General features: G+C 62.2%; 20 protein-coding genes. 6 read left to right on the plus strand and 14 right to left on the minus strand.

Annotated features, from left to right (window positions below; genetic code table 11):
• The first annotated feature begins 5 nt into the window (after nucleotides 1-5).
• Entirely contained in the window at nucleotides 6-617 is a 612-nt protein-coding gene (locus HYPGJ_RS13845; RefSeq protein ID WP_046847666.1) for a GNAT family protein, read from the plus strand.
• Nucleotides 617-4,336, plus strand: coding sequence for an EAL domain-containing protein (locus HYPGJ_RS13850; protein WP_046847667.1), 3,720 nt, complete (start codon nucleotides 617-619; stop codon nucleotides 4,334-4,336). Before HYPGJ_RS13845 ends, HYPGJ_RS13850 begins: the two co-directional genes overlap by 1 nt.
• Nucleotides 4,337-4,371: 35 nt before the next feature.
• On the opposite strand, the gene HYPGJ_RS13855 is transcribed toward HYPGJ_RS13850, so the two are convergent.
• Nucleotides 4,372-4,989, minus strand: a complete 618-nt coding sequence (locus tag HYPGJ_RS13855; RefSeq protein ID WP_046847668.1) for a YqgE/AlgH family protein — start codon at nucleotides 4,987-4,989, stop codon at nucleotides 4,372-4,374.
• A gap of 162 nt (nucleotides 4,990-5,151) precedes the next feature.
• Between HYPGJ_RS13855 and HYPGJ_RS13860 the strand changes: the two genes are divergently transcribed.
• Together HYPGJ_RS13860 and HYPGJ_RS13865 are read left to right on the plus strand one after the other, a co-directional pair.
• Nucleotides 5,152-5,988, plus strand: a complete 837-nt coding sequence (locus HYPGJ_RS13860; protein ID WP_052750911.1) for a protein-disulfide reductase DsbD domain-containing protein — start codon at nucleotides 5,152-5,154, stop codon at nucleotides 5,986-5,988.
• 51 nt (nucleotides 5,989-6,039) lie between these two features.
• Nucleotides 6,040-6,534 carry a peroxiredoxin gene (locus HYPGJ_RS13865; RefSeq protein ID WP_046847669.1) on the plus strand — a complete coding sequence of 165 codons (495 nt, stop codon included), beginning with the start codon at nucleotides 6,040-6,042 and terminating at the stop codon, nucleotides 6,532-6,534.
• Here HYPGJ_RS13865 and rnhA read toward each other — a convergent pair.
• The 3 genes from rnhA to ispH are packed head-to-tail and all read right to left on the minus strand — an operon-like array spanning nucleotide 6,531 to nucleotide 8,982.
• The gene (gene rnhA / locus HYPGJ_RS13870) at nucleotides 6,531-7,010 is read right to left on the minus strand and encodes a ribonuclease HI (protein WP_046847670.1); all 480 of its coding nucleotides are present in this window, start codon (nucleotides 7,008-7,010) and stop codon (nucleotides 6,531-6,533) included. The two genes, HYPGJ_RS13865 and rnhA, sit on opposite strands and share 4 nt — an antisense overlap.
• Nucleotides 7,007-7,978, minus strand: coding sequence for a homoserine kinase (locus tag HYPGJ_RS13875; RefSeq protein ID WP_046847671.1), 972 nt, complete (start codon nucleotides 7,976-7,978; stop codon nucleotides 7,007-7,009). The genes rnhA and HYPGJ_RS13875 overlap by 4 nt, the downstream gene beginning before the upstream one ends.
• 26 nt (nucleotides 7,979-8,004) lie before the next feature.
• On the minus strand, nucleotides 8,005-8,982 hold the full coding sequence (gene ispH / locus HYPGJ_RS13880; protein ID WP_046847672.1) for a 4-hydroxy-3-methylbut-2-enyl diphosphate reductase: 978 nt from the start codon (nucleotides 8,980-8,982) through the stop codon (nucleotides 8,005-8,007).
• A gap of 225 nt (nucleotides 8,983-9,207) precedes the next feature.
• Here ispH and HYPGJ_RS13885 point away from each other — a divergent pair, with 225 nt between their 5' ends.
• Nucleotides 9,208-9,834, plus strand: a complete 627-nt coding sequence (locus tag HYPGJ_RS13885) for a hypothetical protein (protein WP_244466153.1) — start codon at nucleotides 9,208-9,210, stop codon at nucleotides 9,832-9,834.
• 89 nt (nucleotides 9,835-9,923) lie between these two features.
• On the opposite strand, the gene HYPGJ_RS13890 is transcribed toward HYPGJ_RS13885, so the two are convergent.
• The 10 genes from HYPGJ_RS13890 to HYPGJ_RS13940 form a co-directional block, all read right to left on the minus strand.
• Nucleotides 9,924-10,415 (minus strand): ATP synthase subunit B, encoded by a 492-nt coding sequence (locus HYPGJ_RS13890; protein ID WP_046847673.1) that lies wholly within the window; start codon nucleotides 10,413-10,415, stop codon nucleotides 9,924-9,926.
• A gap of 9 nt (nucleotides 10,416-10,424) precedes the next feature.
• On the minus strand, nucleotides 10,425-10,988 hold the full coding sequence (locus HYPGJ_RS13895; protein ID WP_046847674.1) for an ATP synthase subunit B: 564 nt from the start codon (nucleotides 10,986-10,988) through the stop codon (nucleotides 10,425-10,427).
• Between the two features lie 35 nt (nucleotides 10,989-11,023).
• Entirely contained in the window at nucleotides 11,024-11,248 is a 225-nt protein-coding gene (locus HYPGJ_RS13900; RefSeq protein ID WP_013216842.1) for a F0F1 ATP synthase subunit C, read from the minus strand.
• 64 nt (nucleotides 11,249-11,312) lie between these two features.
• Complete coding sequence (locus tag HYPGJ_RS13905) at nucleotides 11,313-12,029, minus strand: F0F1 ATP synthase subunit A (protein WP_200185764.1); 717 nt, start codon at nucleotides 12,027-12,029, stop codon at nucleotides 11,313-11,315.
• A gap of 60 nt (nucleotides 12,030-12,089) precedes the next feature.
• Nucleotides 12,090-12,491 (minus strand): AtpZ/AtpI family protein, encoded by a 402-nt coding sequence (locus tag HYPGJ_RS13910; protein WP_046847676.1) that lies wholly within the window; start codon nucleotides 12,489-12,491, stop codon nucleotides 12,090-12,092.
• A gap of 242 nt (nucleotides 12,492-12,733) precedes the next feature.
• Nucleotides 12,734-12,979 carry a hypothetical protein gene (locus tag HYPGJ_RS13920; protein ID WP_046847678.1) on the minus strand — a complete coding sequence of 82 codons (246 nt, stop codon included), beginning with the start codon at nucleotides 12,977-12,979 and terminating at the stop codon, nucleotides 12,734-12,736.
• A gap of 80 nt (nucleotides 12,980-13,059) precedes the next feature.
• Complete coding sequence (gene smc / locus HYPGJ_RS13925) at nucleotides 13,060-16,521, minus strand: chromosome segregation protein SMC (protein ID WP_046847679.1); 3,462 nt, start codon at nucleotides 16,519-16,521, stop codon at nucleotides 13,060-13,062.
• A gap of 60 nt (nucleotides 16,522-16,581) precedes the next feature.
• On the minus strand, nucleotides 16,582-17,376 hold the full coding sequence (locus HYPGJ_RS13930) for a DsbA family protein (protein WP_046847680.1): 795 nt from the start codon (nucleotides 17,374-17,376) through the stop codon (nucleotides 16,582-16,584).
• A gap of 15 nt (nucleotides 17,377-17,391) precedes the next feature.
• Nucleotides 17,392-18,093 carry a DsbA family protein gene (locus HYPGJ_RS13935; RefSeq protein ID WP_046847681.1) on the minus strand — a complete coding sequence of 234 codons (702 nt, stop codon included), beginning with the start codon at nucleotides 18,091-18,093 and terminating at the stop codon, nucleotides 17,392-17,394.
• A 131-nt stretch (nucleotides 18,094-18,224) separates the two neighbouring features.
• The gene (locus tag HYPGJ_RS13940; protein ID WP_046847682.1) at nucleotides 18,225-18,776 is read right to left on the minus strand and encodes a DciA family protein; all 552 of its coding nucleotides are present in this window, start codon (nucleotides 18,774-18,776) and stop codon (nucleotides 18,225-18,227) included.
• Nucleotides 18,777-18,874: 98 nt separating this feature from the next.
• Between HYPGJ_RS13940 and mutY the strand changes: the two genes are divergently transcribed.
• Nucleotides 18,875-19,987: an A/G-specific adenine glycosylase gene (gene mutY, locus HYPGJ_RS13945; RefSeq protein WP_046847683.1), complete on the plus strand. Its 1,113-nt coding sequence runs from the start codon at nucleotides 18,875-18,877 to the stop codon at nucleotides 19,985-19,987.
• The last annotated feature ends 4 nt before the right edge of the window (nucleotides 19,988-19,991 follow it).

Genomic DNA, 19,991 nt, shown 5'->3' on the forward strand with positions numbered 1-19,991 from the left:
ACGCCGTGGCTTTTCTCCGCACAACCCGTCCGGAAGAAGATTTCGAGGTCATTCGCGGCCGCGCGGTGTTATTGCGGCAGCCGGCGGCCGGAGACTATGCGGAATGGGCGGAGCTGAGGGCGCGGAGCCGCAGCCATCTGACGCCCTGGGAGCCGACCTGGGCGCACGACGATCTCTCTCACGGCATGTATCGCCGCCGCCTGCGCGCCTACGCCAAGGACGTGCGCGAGGATTCCTCGTATCCGTATTTCATTTTCGATACGTCGTCCGGCGCGCTCGTTGGCGGCACGACGCTGTCGAACGTGCGGCGCGGCTCGGCGCAGACGGCATCTCTCGGCTACTGGATGGGCGTGACGTATGCGGGGCGCGGCTACATGCGCGAAGCCGTATCGACGCTGTTGCCCGTCGCATTCGGAACGCTTCGCCTGCACCGCATCGAAGCTGCATCGATGCTGAACAACGCCGCCTCCATTCGCGTCCTCGAAGTATGCGGCTTTGAACGCGAAGGCATCGCCCGGTCATACTTGAAGATCAACGGGCGCTGGGAAGACCACATCCTTTATGCGCGCGTCGCTGGTGCGCCTCTGTCCGAGGTTCCACAGGGCGGAGGGACCTGATGATCCAGGGGGGACGGGGGAACAAAAATTCGGGATTGTCACGGCTCGCGGTGCTGGCCGTCGCAATGCTTTGGATGCTCGGCCTCGCCGGGCACGCCGCCGCTCTGACCCCGATCCCGGTCCAGGACGACCAGGACCGCGTTGAAATCACCAATCTCGGCGAAGCCTACGAAGGCCGCGGCGATAGCCTGCAAGTCGAAACCTCCGCCGGGCAGGACGGCGTGTCGGGCCGCATGACGGTTCGCGCCTCGGTGCCGGGCACCAGTCCCAACTGGATGGTGTTCGCGCTCACCAACAAGACTGATAAGTCGCTCGAACGCCTGCTCGCAGCCGACCGCTATTCCATCGTCGGATCGGGAACGGTCTGGCCGGATCTCGACGCGCGGCGCATCGAAAGCGTCACGCCGTCGGTCGGCTTCGTGCCGGAGCGCATCAAGAGCGACAAGGCGGACGTGTTCCGCATCACGCTCGAGCCCGGCCAGACGATCACCTACGTTGCCGAGCTTGCGGGCGAGCACTTCTCGCGGCTCTATCTTTGGAAGCCGATCGACTACGAAATCAAAAGCCGCGACCGCCAGCTCTTCAACGGCGCCATGCTTGGCCTGACCGGCCTGCTCGCGATCTTCCTGACCGCGATTTTCGCCGCCAATCACAAGCTGATCTTCCCCGCAGCTGCCCTCGTTTCCTGGACGGTGCTGAGCTACCTGTGCGTCGACTTCGGTTTCTTCCACAAGCTGTTCAACCTGCGCCCTGAGGACAACGCCGTCTATCGCGCCGCCGGCGAAGCCGCGATGGCGTCGAGCTTCGTGATCTTCCTGTCGACTTTCCTGCGCCTCGGACTCTGGCACGGAATGGTGCGCATGATGATCGGCGTGTGGATGGTGGCGCAGCTGACTCTCATCGCCGTCGCCGTTATCGATCCGCGTTTGGCCGCAACGTTCGCGCGCATGTCGTTCCTGATGATCGGCGGCGTCGGCGGACTGTTCACGCTCTTCCTCGCGTTCAAAGGCCAGGATCGCGCGCTGTCGCTCGTACCGACATGGCTGCTGCTGCTCGTCTGGATCTTCGCGACCGGAATGACGCTCAGCGGACGCATGTCGGGCGACGTCGTCGTCTCGAGCCTGATCGCCGGCCTCGTGCTGGTCGTGATCCTGATGGGCTTCACGGTTACGCAGTATGCCTTCCGGTCTTCCGATGCGGCCTACGCTGGAGCGCCGACCGAACTTCAGGGCCGCTCTCTCGCGCTGGCCGCGTCCGGTTCGACGGTTTGGGAATGGAACATCCGCCGCGATGAGATCAAGGTCAGCCCCGAAGTCGAAATCGCGCTGTCGCTGATGCCCGGCGAACTCTCGACCAAGGTCGAGGATTTTCTGCGCCACGTCCACCCGACCGACAAAGAGCGCTTCCGCGTCATGATGATGTCGGCGCAGGAACGATCGGGCGTCCGTATCAGAACGGACTTCCGCCTCCGCCATTCCGACAACAGCTGGCGCTGGTTTGAACTCGAGGCCGCGAGCGTCCCGAATTCCGACGGCCGGACGCTTCGCTGCGTCGGCCTGCTGCGCGACGTGTCCGACATGAAGCGCGCCCACGAGCGTCTTCTCCACGACGCAGTCAATTGCAGTCTCACGGGCCTTCCCAATCGAGAACTGTTTCTCGATCGCCTGAAGGGCGTCGTCAGCCGCGCCAAGACCGATGGCGGCGTTCGCCCCGCCGTGATCTTCATCGACCTCGACAAGTTCAAGAGCATCAATTCCTCGTTCGGTCTCGTTCGCGGCGACAGCCTACTTCTAACCGTCGCGCGCCGCCTGCAGCGCCACCTCGGGCCGCACGACACCGTCGCGCGCGTCGGCGGCGACCAGTTCGCGATGCTGTTCGTCGGCGAACGGGAAGCGCGTAATCTTCCCGCGCTTGCGGAACGCGTCCGCCGTTCGCTGCGTGCGCCGATCCCGTTCGCCAACCAGGAAGTCATCCTGACGGGCTCTATCGGCGTCGCCGCATGGGACGAAAATCAATCTGCCGAAGGCGATCTGCTGAAGGATGCCGAGCTTGCGATGTATCGCGCCAAGCGCAGCGGTGCCGATCGCATCGAAGTCTTCGACGCCTCCATGCGCCGCGACCGCGACTCGAACATCGGCGCCGAACTTGCCAAGGCGATCGAGAAGGGTCAGCTGAAGGTCGTCTACCAGCCGATCGTTTATCTGCCGACGAAAGAGCTTGCGGGCTTCGAAGCTTTCGCGCGCTGGGAGCATCCGAAACTCGGCCTCGTCAATCCGGCGTCGGTCATCGATGAGGCCAACGAGCCGGCCGCGATGGTCAAGGTCAGCGCATACCTGCTGCTGCGGGCCGCGAAAGACGCCTCGCGCTGGTTGGCCGAACTGCCGCGTCCTGAACGGCCGTTGTTCGTCACCGTCAACATATCGAGCCCGCACATCTTCAAGCCGGAATCGATCCAGGAGATTCGCCACATCCTCGGCCGCAACATCGTCCCGCCGGGCACGTTGCGTCTAGAGATCGCCGAAAATCTTTTGATGGGCAATCCGGAGCAGGCCATCGAAGTGCTGAAGGTGCTGCGCGGCTCAGGCGCGGAACTCTCGTTGGATGAATTCGGCACCGGCTATTCATCGCTCGCCTATTTGAACCGCTTCCCGTTCGACACGATCAAGGTCTGTCGCGGACTGGTGCGCGGCAGTGGCACCGCGAACGGCGCTGCGATCATGCGATCGATGGTGGCGCTCGCGCACGAGCTTTCGAAGACCGTCGTCGCCGAAGGCGTCGAGCGTGCGGACGAAGCGACGTTCTTGCGCTCGATCGGTTGCGAATACGCGCAGGGATATCACTTCGGCGAACCCATTCCGGAGCGCGCGGTCGCGCAGCTCTTGAAGATGGTGCGCCGCTCCGAACGCAAGATGCAGCCGCGCGGCTTCTTCCGCCCGAAGTTCAAGAGCGCGGCGAAGAAGGTCGTCGCACAAGCGGCGCGCCCGGCGGCAGCGATTGCAAAATCCGTCGCCAACGGCGAGGCGAAGACGACGACCGCGCCGCCCCAGGGTGCGGCCAAGGCTGCGGCGCTTCCGGCAGGATCGGTCGTGCGTCACCGGCACAAACCCGACCCCAAGGCCGTGGCGAACGGCGCAAGTCCGAACCCCGCCGCAAACGGCGGCGCACCCGGCGCGCCGGGCATGCCGTCGAAGAAACCGGCCGATGCGCTCCGTGTGGCAGTTGCCGCTTCCGGGCCGGCATTGCCGCCCGCCGCAGCGCCCTCGCTGCCGCCTGAACTCCTGCAAACCATGGAACGCAGATCGGCGCCGCCGCAAAACCCGCGCGCCCCGGCAAACGGGCACGCCGCGCCCGGCGCTCCGTCGTTCCGTCCGGCTGCCGAACCGGCCCCGGCAGCGCAACCGCGACAGGCGATCCTGGCGCCTTTGTCGGAAGCATTGGCGCGCGCAGCGGCGTCCGATCCGACGACTGGACGACCCGCGCAGCAACGTCCACCGGCAAACGGAACGCCTCCCGTGCAACAGGGCGAGCCACAGCCTCGACGCAATGAAGCGCCGCCGCCACCGCCGCCAGTTAACGTGACGCCGTCGCAACCGGATTTCTCGACGCTGCCGCCCTCGATCGCGGCAAGTCTCGCGCGGCTCGCAGGTAATGCGCCCGCCTCGGGTGAGCCGGAGAACGGCGCGCCGAGAACCGAACAGAAGATCGCGTCGAAGGGATAGAAGACGGGTCGAAGAAATGCGCCGACGAGCCGTGCTCAGGCGTGTCCCGCGTCACTGACGAGATGCGAGAGATCGATCCCGATTTTCGCGAGCGCGCGCGAATATTTGTTGTCGAGATCATCGTCGAAAATCAGATCGGGATCGGCCGGACAATGCAGCCAGCCGTTGGCTTGGATCTCGTTTTCGAGCTGGCCGGGCGACCAACCCGCGTAACCAAGCGCAAGAAGGGCGCGCGCCGGACCATGCCCTTGCGCAATCGCCTTCAGAATATCGATCGTTGCCGTCAGGCAGACATCGTTCTCGATCGCCAGCGTCGAATCTTCCGAAAAATAATCCGAGCTGTGCAGCACAAATCCGCGCCCCGTCTCGACCGGTCCGCCGACCTGAATGGAAAGCGACAAGACCTCGCTCGTGATTTCGTCATCAGGGCTGCGCGGAGAGATGCCGAGCTTCTCGAGCAGATCGGGAGCGGTGATATGATTGGCGCGCTGGTTGATCACCAGACCCATCGCGCCTTCGGACGAATGCGCGCACATGTAAATGACCGAGCGCTGGAACCGGCGGTCAGACATCGCCGGCATGGCAATGAGGAGTTGTCCCTCAAGCTTGATGTCGGAGCCTTCTATGAGGCCCCTCTGGCGCACGGACTTCATGACAGCCAGACTAATCCGGAAGCATGGCGACGTGAAGATGGTTGAAACGCAATAAAATGACTACCTATGTTACGGCGCAGGCTTTTGAGCCGTATAGTGAAAAGGACAAGGGGCCGACGTTCAGGCCGCTTGCCGCAAAAGGTGACGCTTGTGAGCGGAAATATGCGACTGACGATCGGTTTGGCCTTCGCGTGTCTGTCGTTGAATGCGGCGACGGTGCGTAGCGAACCCGGCGCGCCCGTGTCGTCGGATTGGGTTAAGGGTTTCGATAACCAGGCGCGTCTCGTCGCCGGACAAGCCGTTCGCGACGGTCAGACGGCGCTCTATGCCGGCGTTGAAGTTGCGATGCCGGAAGGCTGGAAAACCTATTGGCGCGCGCCCGGCGACGCCGGTGGCGTTCCGCCCGACTTCGATTGGAACGCATCCGAGAACTTGCAGTCGGCCGATGTGCTCTACCCCGCGCCTCACAGGCTCAGCGACAAGGCAGGCGATACCGTCGGCTACAAGGGCGGCGTCATCTTCCCGGTGCGCGTCGTCCCGAAGGATGCCACGAAGCCGGTCGTCCTTCGCGGCAAGGTCGAATATGGCCTATGCAAGGATATCTGCATTCCCGCACAAGCCGATTTAAAAGTCGTCATTCCTCCGAACGTCGGCGCGTCGGCGGAACTGACCGACACATTGGCGCGCGTTCCTCAGACGAGCCCGCGCTCGGGCGTCGATCCGAAGCTCGACACATGGCACTTCGACCCATTGGCGCAGAAGCCAAAGCTGGTTCTGAATGTTGAGACGTCGGCTCCCGATAAAGCCGATGCCTTCGTCGTCGCCCCGGGCGGCATTTACGTGCCGCTGCCCAAGCGCGTGGCGAACGCGTCCGGCAAAGCTGTGTTCGAGGTCGATCTATCGGTCGATGTCGACCTCAAGGACCTCAAGGGCAAGGCGCTCACGGTCACGATGGTCGACGGCAAGGGCCAGTCCGAAACGACGATCACGTTGAAGTAACCGAACGCCCCGCGAGCGCATCGCGATAATCGAAACATGAGGAAACGCACGATGATCAACGTTGGCGACAAGCTGCCTGACGCGAAGTTCACGGTGATGGGGCCCGATGGGCCGACGCCGAAGACGGTCGCCGAAGTCTTTGCGGGAAAGAAAGTCGCGCTGTTCGCGGTGCCGGGTGCCTATACGCCCACATGCTCGAACAAGCACATGCCGGGCTTCGTCAATCGTGTCGATGAACTGAAAGCCAAGGGCATCGATGCGATCGCCTGCACCGCAGTCAACGATATCTTCGTGCTGACCAACTGGGCGAAAGATACGGGCGCCGCGGGCAAGATCGAAATGCTGGCGGACGGCTCCGGCGATTTCGCGAAGGCCATTGGCCTCGATATCGATCTTTCAGGTTTCGGCCTCGGACTGCGCTCGAAGCGCTATGCCATGCTGGTCGACGACGGCGTCGTCAATGTCTTGAACGTCGAGGACAGTCCGCCGGTCGCTGAAAAATCGAGCGCGGAAACCCTGTGTTCGATGATCGATCGCTCGCTTTAGGTTTTGGCCGGATTGGACGGCCGAGGCGCCAGCTTGAACGGCGCCATGGCGAGGCGCGCCAGCTCATCGGCGCGCTCGTTCTCCGGATGCCCGGCATGGCCTTTCAACCAGTGCCACTCGACGTCGTGCTTGTTGCGCAATGCGTCGAGCGCTTGCCAGAGTTCTACGTTTTTGACTGGCTTCTTGTCCGCCGTCCGCCAGCCGTTCTTTTTCCAGCTGTGAACCCAGCCCGTGATGCCGTTCTTGACGTACGCGCTGTCGGTATAGAGCGCGACCTCGCTGCGCTTCTTCAAGGCTTCGAGCGCTGAGATCGCTGCCAGCAACTCCATGCGGTTGTTGGTCGTCAGAACCTCGCCGCCGCTGATTTCCTTGCGATGCTTTCCTGAAATGAGGACGGCGCCCCAGCCGCCGGGGCCGGGATTCCCCGAGCACGCGCCGTCGCTATAAATCAGAATCTTGGGCGCCTCAGCGGTCATCGGGCAAGCTCGAAGCCATAATCCTCGATGCAACGGACGGTCTGGTGAAAGCGCAGCCTGCGCACATAATCGATCGGGTCCTTGCGGGCGACGAGCGCATCCTTCGGCGTATTCAACCAGTCGTAACTACGGGTCAGCAGGAACCGCATCGCGGCGCCCCGCGCGAGGGTGGGAAACGCCCCTCGCTCGGCGTCCGTCAACGGCCTGACGCTGTTGTAGCCTTCGAGCAGCGCCCGGCCCTTGCCGGCGTTGAACTCGCAATCCGGCTCGAAGCACCATGCGTTGATTGACACGGCAATGTCGTAGGCGAGCGCGTCATCGCAGGCGAAATAGAAGTCGATCAGCCCTGAAAGCTTATCGTCGATGAAGAAGACGTTGTCCGGAAACAGGTCGGCGTGGATCACGCCTTGCGGCAGATCGGCGGGCCAGGATTTTTCGAGGAATGCGAGTTCGTCGGCAATGAGCGTTTTGAGCTCTGGCAGAATTTCCGCAGCACGCGGCGAGAACTTCTCGAACAGCGGCCGCCATCCTGGAAGCCCGAGCGCGTTAGCGCGATGCAACGCGAAGCCTGTGCCCGCGATGTGCATGCGCGCGAGCGCTTTTCCAAGCTCCAGGCAGTGCTCGACTTTCGGATGCGTCGGCCACATGCCTTCGAGGAATGTCACGAGCGCGGCGTGCCGCCCGGCAAGCTCGTTCAGAACGCGGCCCTCGGAGTCGCGCACCGGCAGCGGACACGTCACCCCCCGCGCCGAGAGATGCTCCATCAGCCCGAGAAAGAACGGCAGATCCTTCGGGTCGACGCGCTTTTCGTAAAGCGTGAGGATGAAGGCACCCTTCGTCGTATGCACGAGATAGTTGGTATTCTCGACGCCCTCGGCAATGCCCTTGCACGAAAGCAGGCTGCCCAGCTCGTAGGAACGAATGAAGCGCGCGAGCTCGTCGTCGCTGATTTCGGTATAGACCGCCATTTCTGTCCTTGACGCCGGATGGAGGTCTAATGCTGCTCGGCCGGGGCGCGTGGCGCCCTGACTTCCCGTGGCACGTTGAAGACAACGCGCTCTTCGAGCGTCGTGACGATTTCGATATCGAGGTCGTAGCGTTCGCGAATGGCTTCGATGACCTCTTCGACGATGACCTCTGGCGCCGATGCGCCGGCCGTGATGCCGATCGTGTGCGCGTGCTCAAGATCGCCCCACGGAATATCCTTGGCGCGCTCGACCAGATACGAAAACTTGCAACCGGCCTTTGCGGCGACTTCGACCAGCCGCAGCGAATTCGAGCTTTTCGGACCACCGATCACCAGCAGCCCGTCGATTTTCGGCGCGATCGCCTTGACCGCGTTCTGCCGGTTGGTCGTCGCGTAGCAGATGTCTTCCTTTACCGGCCCGCCGATCTCGGGAAAGCGCTCCTTGAGCACGGCGACGATCTCCGCTGTGTCGTCGAGCGACAGCGTTGTCTGCGTGACATAGGCCAGCTTCGATGCATCGCGCGGCGTAAAGCTGCGCGCGTCTTCTGGTGATTCGACCAGATGGATGGCTCCCGCAGGCAGCTGCCCCAGCGTCCCGACCACTTCCGGATGGCCGTTATGGCCGACGAGGATGATTTCGCGGCCCTGCTCGTGGTGCCGCGCCGCCTCCATGTGAACCTTCGATACCAGTGGACAAGTCGCGTCGACGACGAACATGTTCCGGTTTTTCGCCCTTTCCGGGATAGCCTTGGCCACTCCGTGTGCCGAAAAAATCACGGGTTGAGTCGTATCCGGGATCTCATCCAGCTCCTTCACAAAAACGGCGCCTTTAGCTCTCAGGGAATCAACAACATAGCGGTTGTGTACGATTTCGTGTCGGACGTAGACGGGGGCTCCGAATTTCGTCAAAGCCTGTTCCACGATCTGGATGGCGCGATCAACGCCGGCACAGAAGCCGCGGGGCGCAGCGAGCAGGATTTTGAGTGGTGGCTTCGGCACGATCACTTCAATTGGTTAAGGCCGGACATGAAAGAACGATGGTCTTTATACTCATCCGCCGCATCTGAAAATGCTGTTGGATGCAGGCTTGGCCGGATGGTACGGTCCTTTTTTGACAATACAAGGGGCCGCGCTTCGGAACCTCAGGGGGTATTGTTGCAGAACTCAAGTCCGCAGCATCTTTGGGACAGGGATGCGGGGTTAGCACGCAGCCGGATGACGCCCGTTTCCGTGGCGGCACTGGTTGTGACCGGATTTTCGGCGCTCGCGCTCGGCGGCTGCGGAATGTCGTCGCTGACGTCGGGCCTCGGCGGCGGAATGTTCGGCGGCGGATCATCAGGTTCGCAGGTCTCGACCGTTTCCGAAGACCAGCTGCTCGATGCGGCCAAGTCATCGGACTCCAGCGCCACCGGCAGCACGAACATCGGCGAAATCGAAGCCGGCTGCCCGCGTCTGCGGATCGCGCCGCACGACAACTACATCACCTTCTACGAGCAGGGCCACGTCGGCGACGCCATGTCGGTGACGCAGCGAGGCGAAATCACGAAGACGGCGCGCGAATGCCAGGTCGAGCCCGGCCGCGTCGTCGTCAAATACGGCTTTTCCGGTCGCGTTCTGCTTGGCCCGAAGGGCCAGGCCGGTGCTTTGACCCTGCCCGTCGCGGTCATCGTCAACAATTCAAAGCGTGACCGGGTCGCAGCCGATACGATGAAGATCGACGTCAACATCGGTGCCGATAAGCCGATCAGCTATTTCTCAGCCGTGCACACGATCAGCTTCGCCATCCCCGAGGGATCGCGGCCGGGTGAATTCGAACTCGTCATTGGGTTCGACAGCCGTGCATCGGGCTCTGGCTGAGATCGACAGCCCAGCCAAGTCATCGGACAAATAAAAAAGCCAGGCAAAACGCCTGGCTTTTGTTTTTCTGTCAGATTGGGCGGCGTCGCCTAGTTCAGCTTGCCGCGAAGGTCGTTGATCGACTGAGTGATCAGTGAATCGCCAACCGAACCGCCAGCGCGAGTCTTCAAAAGCTCATGCGCTGCGGAAATTGCCGTATCGACTGCGGTTGCGCGGACTTCGCTCAGAGCCTGCGTCTCCGCACGTGCGATCTTTTCTTCGGCAATCTTCGAGCGCCGTTCGAGGCTTTCGGCAAGCGACTTGCGGGCATCGACGGCCAAAGCCTCGGCCTCGCGTTTCGCCTGATCGATGATCGAGCGCGCTTCGTTTTCCGCCTCGCGTGCCTTCCGCTGATAGTCTGCGAGAAGCGCCTGAGCGTCTTCGCGAAGCTTGCGAGCTTCGTCGAGTTCCTTGCGGATTGCATCCGCGCGGTCGTCGAGCATTTTGCCGATCAGCGCGGGCACACGATAGTAGAGCACCAGCGCAACGAATGTCAGGAAGGCAACCAGAACCCAGAAAAGTGGATTGTTCGGATCTAACATTGCTTATCCTTACTCGGCCGGTGCCGGCTGGAGCACTTTCTTCACGTCCTCGGGCGAAACATCGTGCCCGATGAGCTTAGAAACCACCGCCCGCGCCGTCTCCGTCGCAACTTCGCCGATCGCCGACACGGCCTTCGACTTCGTCGTCGAAATACGCGCTTCGGCGTCCTGAAGCTTCACGGCGATCTGAGCATCGACCCGGTGCCGCTCAGCCTCGGTTTCCGCCGCGAGCTTTTCGCGGGTTTCCTTGGCAATGCCCGACGCGTTGGAACGTGCATCCGCCAGCGCCTTTTCGTAGTTGGCGAGGGCAGCGTCCGTTTCGTCCTTCAGGCGTGCGGCGGACTCGAGATCGCGCTTGATGCGGTCACGGCGTTCATTCAGAACGTCGCCGACGCGCGGCAGCGCAATCCTGCTCATGACGAACATCAGGGCGACAAATGTCAGAACCAGCCAAAAGAGCTGACCCGTGAAGTGTTCGGGGTTGAGCTGCGGTAGCCCGCCCCCTTCGTGCTTCGCGGCCCCCTCGGCCGCCTCGGCGGCGGCCGCAAAAAGCATGGTGGTGCCGGCAAACATCGTTAGCCTCCGGTTTGAGTGTGCCGTACCCAGTCTCAACCGTAGAGAATGATGAGTGCGATCAGCAGGCCGAACAGACCCGTTGCTTCGGCGAGAGCGAAGCCGATCAGAAGGTTCGTGAACTGTCCCGGAGCAGCCGACGGGTTACGCATTGCGCCCGACAGGTAGTTGCCGAAGATGTTGCCGATACCGACGCCAGCGCCGATCAAAGCGCTGCACGCGAGGCCCGCGCCGATCATCTTCGCTGCTTGAAGATCCATTTCAAAGTCTCCCTTTGCTGTAACTCTTGAGTTTGAAGGTGCGCACCGGATCAGGACGATCCGGTTAGTGATGCATGTTGATGGCGTCGTTCAGATAGATGCAGGTCAGAACCGTGAAGATCAGAGCCTGCAGGAACGCGACCAGGAGCTCGAGGCCCGTGAAAGCCACCATGAAGCCCGCTGGAGCGATCTTGCCCCACCACGGCAGCATGACCGCGAAGCCTGCGAACACTTCAAGCATGGTGTGGCCGGCCATCATGTTTGCGAACAGACGCACCGAATGGCTGATGGGGCGGATGAAATACGAGATGAGCTCGATCGGCACGATCACGACCAGCAGCCAGAGCGGCACGCCGTGCGGAACGAAGAGCCGGAGATAGCCCGCTCCGTGCTTCCAGAAACCGATGACCGTCGCCGTGATCCACACCATAGCGGCCAGCGCGAACGTGACGATGATGTGGCTGGTGACGGCGAAGGAGCCGGGCAACAGGCTCATGAAATTGAGGAAGAGAATGAAGATGAAAATCGAGAAAATCCAAGGGAAGTACTTCATTCCCTCTTCGCCGAGGCTCTCTTTGACGATGCCGGCGACGTATTCATACGTGATTTCTGCGAGAGACTGCACACGAGACGGTATCAGCGAGCGCGAGCGCATCGCAAAGACCATGAATGCCGTGACCAGGAACAGCGCGATGATCATCATCAGCGACGAGTTCGTGAACGAGACATCGTGCCCGAACACATTGAGCGAGATGATCCGGTGGATCTCGAACTGCTCCATCGGACCGTGATGGGCAACTTCTCCAGCAACTTCGGCAGCCAAGTTCCTACCCCCTGCGTCTCATTCGTCGTCGTCTTTTACCGAAGGCGCTGCTCTTTGCAGCGGCTCATTTTTTGCCTGCGCCTGTTGGGCGGCGCGGACAACATTCAGAAGACCTGCAGCGAAGCCCATGATGACCAGAACGATCATCAACCAGGGCGCCGTGCCAAGATGCTGGTCGAGCGCCCAGCCGAGCGCGCCGCCGACAACAACACCGACGACCAACTCGGCGGCAAATTTGAAAGCAGCCCCGAAATCACCGGACTGGCTTCCGTTTTTGACCGACCGCTCGGCCTTGGCCCGCTGCGTTTTTAGCGCGTCGAGCTTTTGACCAAGTTCTTCGGACCGTTTGCGGATTGCTTCACGGTCTTCCGGGCTAATTTCGCCGTTGCCCGGAGACTGACCCTTGCCATCGCCTGACATGGTTCAAACCATCCAGAAATTGCGGAAAATCGGCCGCTACGGGAGATCGACGGCGCGGACCATAGATAGGGGGTATTGGGGTGTCAAGAAAATGGGAATGCACGACCGCCCCGGCAGGTACGGCGAAACGGCGCAGCTATCGGCTTTGTCGCCTGAAAGTAGCAGGTCCCCGCCCGCGCTGAACACGCATAACATATTTCGCGTGTTCATTAGATAAAATCTAAACGCAAAGCGGCTGCTGATTAGGGCCGCGGAGCCGTTTGGGACCCGGTCGCGGGCTCGCTGGTCGACGGCTGCGGGCCGCTCGACGCATCCATCGGCTTCGAGGTCTTATTGAAGAAAACGATCACGAACCCTGCAAATATTGCGACGATCAATGCGGTCGAAATCAGCAGAACCCGAAAATTCATCGTCTTTCGGTTGGCCTGCCGCGCGTCAGTTGGTTCGATAACCTCGCCTTTCGTCGGCGAATATTTCGGCCTTTCCACGGGCGACCTCCATTCCTGTGAGATTGGAGAACGCCGGCCGGGAATAGCGGTTCCGCCTTACCGGTGCACAACAGCCGGGATTAACCCGCTTCCCGGAAGCTCTGTGCGGTCTGAAGGTCGACCGAGACGAGCTGCGACACGCCCTTTTCCGCCATTGTGACGCCGAACAACCGGTTCATGCGCGCCATCGTCATCGGGTGATGCGTGATCGCGAGGAACCGCGTGGCTGTCTCGCTCGCCATCTGCTCCATCAGGCGGCAGAAACGATCGACGTTGGCATCGTCGAGCGGTGCATCGACCTCGTCCAGGACGCAGATCGGCGACGGGTTGGTGAGGAAGACCGCGAAGATGAGTGATAGCGCCGTCAGGGTTTGTTCGCCGCCCGAAAGCAACGACAGCGTCGCGGGCTTCTTTCCTGGCGGCTTGGCGATGATCTCAAGGCCGCCCTCCAACGGATCTTCCGGACTCTCGATCATCTCGAGCCGCGCTTCGCCGCCGCCGAACAAATGCGTGAACAGCCGCTCGAAGTGCGCATTGACGGTCGCGAAGGCTTCGTCGAGCCGCGCCTTGCCTTCCTTGTTCAACTGCTGGATGGCGCCGCGCAGCTTTTGAATCCCCTGCTCGAGATCGTTCTTCTCCGCGCCAAGACCTTCGAGCTGTTTCGAGACCTCGGCGAGGTCATCATCCGCTTGCAGATTGACGCCGCCGAGCCGTTCGCGATCGGCCTTCAGCCGCGTCAGTTGCTTTTCGACTTCCGCAAGCGAAGGAATGGTCGAAAATTCGGACACCGCAGCAAGTGCGAGGCAATCCTCCGGCGCGACTTCGAACGTCTCGCGAATGTGCCGGGCCGCCTCCTGCCGACGCAGACGCCCGTTTTCGAGCCGCGTTTCAATTCGGGCATTGGCTTCGCGTGCGCTTGAGACTTCCGTCTGCGCCGCTCGCAAACCTTCCGTCGCCGCGCGCAACGAAGCTTCGACAGTGGCAAGCGCGTCTGCTGCGGATTTACGATCTTCGTCAGCGCGCGAAAGCGCCGACAGCAGCGTCTCGCGCTGAGCCGCGATGCGCGCGGGCAGATCGGCGTTGGCTTCGATCTCGCCCCGCGTTTCGGTGAGCCGTGCTTCGAGCGCCTGCACCTGCTGTTCGGCGCTCTCGTGCCGGCCTTTCCAGCGCGCGATGTCGGCGTTGGCGTGACGAATGCGTTCCGCTCGGATTTGACGATCCCGCTCAATGCTTCCGACACGCACGCGCGCTTCGGCGACCTCGCGCCGCGCCTGCTCGGCTTCGGTCTGAGCCGTCTTGAGCAGCGGTTCGAGATCTTCGCCCGCGCTCATCGTGACGATGTGCGCCTCGATCTCGACGTGCCGCGCCTGCGCGTTCGTCAGGTCTTCGTCAGCACGCGCCCGTTGCGCGGTGACAGCCGCAAGCCGCGTCTCGCTTTCGCGCTGAAGCTTTTCGAGCGACGTCAATTTCTGCCGGACTTGTGCGAGTTCGTTTTGCTTGTCGCGCCACAACTGCCGCAGCCGCCGCTCGTCCGCTTCGGCTTTTTGTGCGGCGTCGGCTGCAGCGCGCTCGGATTCGATCGTATCCTTGGCTTCGTTCAGAACCGCCTGAGCCTTGCGATCGAGTTCGAGCAGCCGGTTCTTGTGCGCGAGCCGCTGCGCGGCGGGCGTCACGCCACCCGCAGCCGCGACAAAGCCATCCCAACGCCAGAGATCGCCTTCGAGCGAAACGAGACGCTGGCCGGGCTTCAAGTGCGGCTGCAGCAGCGGCCCGGCGGACCTGTGCACCACACCGATCTGACGTAGGCGGCGCGTCAGCTCTTGCGGCGCTTGGACGTGCATCACCATCGGCTCGGCTTCGGCAGGCAGCGCGTGCTCTTCGGCCGGAACATCGAGATGCCGCCAGTGGACGCTGGCTTCCGTTGCCAGCGGCGCTTCGAGATCGTCACCGAGAGCCGCGCCGAGCGCAGTTTCATATCCGGGCGAAACGCGGATCTGATCGACGGCGGGCGGATACGCGCCTTCGTCGGCAACGGCCAGAAGCTTGGCGATCGTCTCGCGCTCGGTCGAGAACGCATTCGCCGCGAGCCGGACGCGCTGGGCTTCATCGCGCCGCGACTTGGCCTCGGCCTGCGTCGTCTTCACGGCCTCTTCCGCGGCGACCGTCTGCGCCTCGATGTCGGTGATTTCCCGCGACAGCGCATGACCGCGCTCGGAAACCTCATCGAGCTGCTGCCGGTCCGGCGCCTTGGCTGTGATGTCGGCGATCTGCGCATCGAAGGACGCGACCTGCCGCGTGATTTTCGTGACGAGATCCTTGCGCTCTTGCAGCGCTTCCTCGAGGCTTCTGAGACGCGCTCTCGCTTCCGCCGCGCGGTGGGTGATGTCGGCGAAATGCGCGTCCGTTTCGACGCGCCGCGCCTCCGCCTTTTCGAGATTGCTCCGCTCGCTTGCTTCCTCGTCCACCGCCTTGGCGTCCGCTTCGGAAATGGCCGTCAGATCGGCATCGAGATGAACGAGCGTTTCCTTCGCTTCTCGGATGAATCCGGATTCGCGCGTGAGATCGGCTTCGAGCTGTTTCAAGCGCGCATCGAGTTCGCGCGCGCGATCGGCCGCACGCTGCGCCTCGCGCTCCAGGTTTTCCTGCTCGATTTTGAATCGCGCCAGCGCCGCGGCTTTCTCGGCTTCAGCTTCGCGAAGCGGCGGCAATCCTTCCGCGAGACGAAGTTCCTCGTTGAAGGATTTCGCTTCCGCTTCCGTCGCGGCTCCAAGACGCGCCATGGCGTGCGCGAGCTGCGCCTCGTCCTGGTCGACACTCGCCTGCGCATCCTGCCAGGTCAGATGCATCGCCAGCGCTTCCTGCTGGCGGATTTCGCCCGAAATCTCCTTATAGCGGCGGGCCTGACGTGCTTGCCGTTTCAAGGAATCCGATTGCGATTGCAGTTGTCCGACGACATCGCTCAGACGTTCGATGTTCGCCTCAGCCGCCTTGAGTCTCAGTTCCGCTTCATGACGGCGCGTATGCAGACCGGCGATGCCCGCCGCATCTTCAAGAATGCGCCGCCGATGCTCCGGCTTGGCGTTGACGAGTTCGCCGATCTGTCCTTGTCGCACGAGAGCGGGCGAGCGCGCGCCCGTCGCCGCATCCTCGAACAGAACTTTGACGTCGCGAGCGCGAACTTCGCGGCCGTTGATACGGTAAGCGGACCCCGCCTCGCGCTCGATGCGGCGCGTGATTTCAATCGTATCGTTGTCGTTGAATTCGGCCGGCGCCCGTCGCGCGCTGTTGTCGAGGAACATCGTGACTTCGGCGCTCTGACGCTCGGGACGTCCTCCGGAACCCGAAAAAATCACGTCGTCCATCGCCGCGGCGCGCATGGATTTATGCGACGACTCGCCCATCACCCAGCGAAGCGCTTCGAGCAGGTTCGACTTTCCGCATCCGTTCGGACCGACCACGCCTGTCAATCCGGGCTCGATGACGAGCTCGGTCGGATCGACGAACGATTTAAATCCGAGAATCCGGAGACGCGTAATTTTCATTTCGCCGTAGTGTCCTCAATGCCTGCTCAGAGTGGCCAAGGACCTGTCGCGAGATCAGCGCTAAGGACTTGCCGCCGCCGTTGGCGTCCCACCGTGCTGCTCGGCTTGTTGGACGTAGTCGGCAATCTCCGCGATCGTCAGCTCTTTCTTGATGAGCTTGCTGCCGATGAAAAAGTTCGGCGTTCCAACGATGCCGAGCTTGCGCCCACGATCCTTTACCCACTTGAGGTTTTCGATCATGCCTTGATTCTGCAAGCAGGCGTCAAACTGCGGGCGAGTCATCCCCACCTGTCGCGCCACGGCATAAATCGCGTCGAGCCGCACTTCCTGGGACACCCACGAAGACTGCTGCTCCATGAATTTCCCGAAGAGATCTAGGTACTTATCGGGCGGCGCACACCTGAGTGCGATCGTCGCGTTCCCGGACGTTTTCCCGATGGGGAACTCGCGCAGGATGTACCGGACCTTCCCCGTGTCGATGAAGCGCCGCTTGAAATCCGGATAGACGGTCAGGTGGAAGTTCCGGCAATGCGGGCAGGTGAGCGACGCATATTCGACGATCGTCACCGGCGCATTGGCGTTGCCCCAGCTCATTTCCGGAAGCGGACTCGGCGCCATCACGTCGGCGATCGTCGGATTCGCAATGACCTCGCGGCCCGTGCGTGCGGGTTCGTCAGCCGCGCCGAACGGCTTCGGAACGCCTTCCGGCTGCTCCGATGCGATCGACGGATAAGCAGCGCCTGCGTTTCCGTCGCTCGTTATGCTCGCCGTTTGCGGAAGCGTCGCGCCGCATCCGCCGACCGCTGCCGCCACGGCAATGGCGGTGCAAAAGGCCAGAACGCGGATCAGCGGCATGAAGAAGTCCCGAGGTTACTTCGCCGCCAGCAGCGGCTCGATCACCTTATCGAAAGCTTCGAGCGTTGGCGTTTCCTGAAGCTTCTTGCCGTTGATAAAGAATGTAGGTGTGGCATTGACGCCAAACGTGTCGCTGGCGCGCGTGCGCTGGGCCGTGATCTGATCCAGAAGCTTCTGGTCGGTCAGGCACTTGTCGAAGCTTTCCTGCGTAAACCCAGCCTGCTTGGCAATGTCGAAAAGCTTCGGCACCGGGTTGCCTTGCGTAAACGCCCAGTCGGCCTGCTTGGCGTAGAACGTCTGGATCAGCGGGAACGTCTTATCGCCGCCTGCGCAGCGAGCGAGCATCGAGACGGCGGCCGCGAGGTTGTCGAGCGGGAACTCGCGATAGACGAAGCGAACTTTGCCGCTGTCGATGTATTTCTTTTTGAGGTTGTCGAAAACGTCGTTTTCGAAATGCGCGCAGTGCGGGCAAGTCATCGATGCATATTCGACGATCGTAACTTTTGCGTCCGCCGATCCGAGCGTGAGATCGGGAAGGTCCGACGCCTTCATCAGCTCATCGACCGAAACTTCGGACGGGCCCTGTTTGCGCTGAGCATACGAAGGTCCGGACGCGGCAATCGCGAAACCGCTGACGGCGATGGTTGCCGCCAAGCCGAGCCATGCTGCACGGCGCGACACGGAACGCCCCGAAAGAAGGTCATTGAATGCGCTCAAGGTCGTGACTCCTCTTCGGGTTATGTCGCGCACAGGACCGCACGTCCGGCGCTGGCACGTTTATCGCGCTCGAATAAGCCGAAAGCGCGCTGAATAGCAACTGAACGCTTATTTAATGAAGTTGCGGCGGCTCAGCGCGGTTGCGAGGCGGCCTTGATATTGTTCGCAAGCGACGCGAGCGCCCCGCTCAGACCTTCTGCGATCGGCGATGTCGCGCCCTGAGCAGGGACGGCTGGCGCATAGCGAACTGGCTCGGTCTTGGCCGGTGTTTCCGCCTTTGGCGCCTGAACGATGCGCAGCTGCGCGATCGCGCGGTAGCCGAAGTAGCGGTTGATCCGGTCGATGATTTCCTGCGTCCGGTACGAAACCTCGAGCGCAAACGCGGGGTTGGAGGCGAGGATGAGCGTCGCCCCGGCCGTCTGTGCGTCATCGTCGGACGCAACCCGCCCCTTGGCGCCGCGCGGCCACTTGATGGCGTCGGGACGTGTCAGCCGCGCAAGATCGGCACCGACAATCGTTTCCCACGACGTCATGATTTCGGCAGTGTGAAATCCGTATTTTTCGAATGCCGCCGCTACAACTTTCGGCACATATGCACCAACCGAGCGGGCGAAATAGCCCTTGGACACGCGCTTGTCGGCCGGCAGCGGCCGCGCAACGGCTGTGGGTTGTTTGCCGTTCATGGCAATCCGACGCTCGAGTTGGCTTGTGGTATCGTACAGGACAACTACCATTGTCGACGCGATTCGAGAGTCCGGCGCAACCAGAGATCGGGAGACGCATGGGCGCTCCTCAGAAAACTCAGAAGCAGTTGCCTCTCCGGCCGGCAGGTCCGGACACCGTCGCGGCGTTGCTCCGCTGGTACGAGGCCGAGCGCCGCGATCTTCCCTGGCGTTACGGACCGCGCAAGAAAGCTGATCCCTATCGCGTCTGGCTGTCGGAGATCATGCTCCAGCAGACGACGGTGAAGGCCGTCATTCCATACTTTCAGAAGTTCGTCGCACGCTGGCCGAACGTCGCCGCGCTCGCCGCCGCTCAGCTTGAGGAAGTCCTGCAGCAGTGGGCGGGCCTCGGCTATTATTCCCGCGCGCGCAATCTCAAAGCCTGCGCCGACGCCGTCGTCCGCGACTTTGACGGCGTGTTTCCACGCACTGAAGGCGAACTGCGTGAGCTACCGGGCATCGGCCCCTACACGGCAGCGGCGATTGCGGCGATTGCCTTCGGCGAGAAGGCGACGCCCGTCGATGGTAATATTGAACGCGTCGTCTCGCGATTGTTTGCGGTTCAGCAGCCGCTTCCTGCGGCAAAGTCGGAAATCCGCAATCTCGCCGCCACGCTGACGCCAGCCCGGCGCGCCGGAGACTTTGCGCAGGCGGTGATGGACTTGGGTGCGGAAATCTGCACGCCGAAAAATCCCTCCTGCCTTGTGTGTCCCGTACAGCCCGATTGCGCCGCGAGCGCGCGCGGAATTGCGGAGACCCTGCCGATCAAAGCCCAGAAACTGGCACGTCCGTCGCGCTTCGGCATCGCGTTCCTGGTCCAGCGCGAGGACGGCGCGGTGCTCCTCCGCCAGCGGCCCGAAGCGGGATTGCTCGGCGGCATGCTGGAAGTTCCTTCGACCCATTGGGGTGATGCGTCCCCCTCGAAGCGAGAAGCTCTGCGCTCAGCGCCCGTGACCACGTCGTGGATCACGGTGCCGGGATCGGTCGTGCACGTGTTCACGCATTTCCGGCTCGAACTCGTCGTCTATCGCGCGATCGTGCCGGTCGATGCGAGCTTCACGCTTTGGGCCGAGCAGGATCGCTGCCGCTGGGTTCAGCGTCGCTATCTGCACGCCCAGGCGCTCCCGAGCGTGATGAAAAAAGTCATCGCGCACGGGATGAACGCCGAGTGAGATC

The organism is Hyphomicrobium sp. GJ21, assembly GCF_001006785.1.
GTDB lineage: Bacteria > Pseudomonadota > Alphaproteobacteria > Rhizobiales > Hyphomicrobiaceae > Hyphomicrobium_B.

Coding starts and splice junctions, on each gene's coding strand:
- HYPGJ_RS13890 (WP_046847673.1), bottom strand. CDS start 10,415: ATGTTAGATCCGAACAATCCACTTTTCTGGGTTCTGGTTGCCTTCCTG.
- HYPGJ_RS13910 (WP_046847676.1), bottom strand. CDS start 12,491: ATGTCAGGCGATGGCAAGGGTCAGTCTCCGGGCAACGGCGAAATTAGC.
- HYPGJ_RS13865 (WP_046847669.1), top strand. CDS start 6,040: ATGATCAACGTTGGCGACAAGCTGCCTGACGCGAAGTTCACGGTGATG.
- HYPGJ_RS13875 (WP_046847671.1), bottom strand. CDS start 7,978: ATGGCGGTCTATACCGAAATCAGCGACGACGAGCTCGCGCGCTTCATT.
- rnhA (WP_046847670.1), bottom strand. CDS start 7,010: ATGACCGCTGAGGCGCCCAAGATTCTGATTTATAGCGACGGCGCGTGC.
- HYPGJ_RS13940 (WP_046847682.1), bottom strand. CDS start 18,776: ATGAACGGCAAACAACCCACAGCCGTTGCGCGGCCGCTGCCGGCCGAC.
- HYPGJ_RS13860 (WP_052750911.1), top strand. CDS start 5,152: ATGCGACTGACGATCGGTTTGGCCTTCGCGTGTCTGTCGTTGAATGCG.
- HYPGJ_RS13905 (WP_200185764.1), bottom strand. CDS start 12,029: ATGGAGCAGTTCGAGATCCACCGGATCATCTCGCTCAATGTGTTCGGG.
- HYPGJ_RS13855 (WP_046847668.1), bottom strand. CDS start 4,989: ATGAAGTCCGTGCGCCAGAGGGGCCTCATAGAAGGCTCCGACATCAAG.
- smc (WP_046847679.1), bottom strand. CDS start 16,521: ATGAAAATTACGCGTCTCCGGATTCTCGGATTTAAATCGTTCGTCGAT.
- mutY (WP_046847683.1), top strand. CDS start 18,875: ATGGGCGCTCCTCAGAAAACTCAGAAGCAGTTGCCTCTCCGGCCGGCA.
- HYPGJ_RS13850 (WP_046847667.1), top strand. CDS start 617: ATGATCCAGGGGGGACGGGGGAACAAAAATTCGGGATTGTCACGGCTC.
- HYPGJ_RS13895 (WP_046847674.1), bottom strand. CDS start 10,988: ATGTTTGCCGGCACCACCATGCTTTTTGCGGCCGCCGCCGAGGCGGCC.
- HYPGJ_RS13900 (WP_013216842.1), bottom strand. CDS start 11,248: ATGGATCTTCAAGCAGCGAAGATGATCGGCGCGGGCCTCGCGTGCAGC.
- HYPGJ_RS13930 (WP_046847680.1), bottom strand. CDS start 17,376: ATGCCGCTGATCCGCGTTCTGGCCTTTTGCACCGCCATTGCCGTGGCG.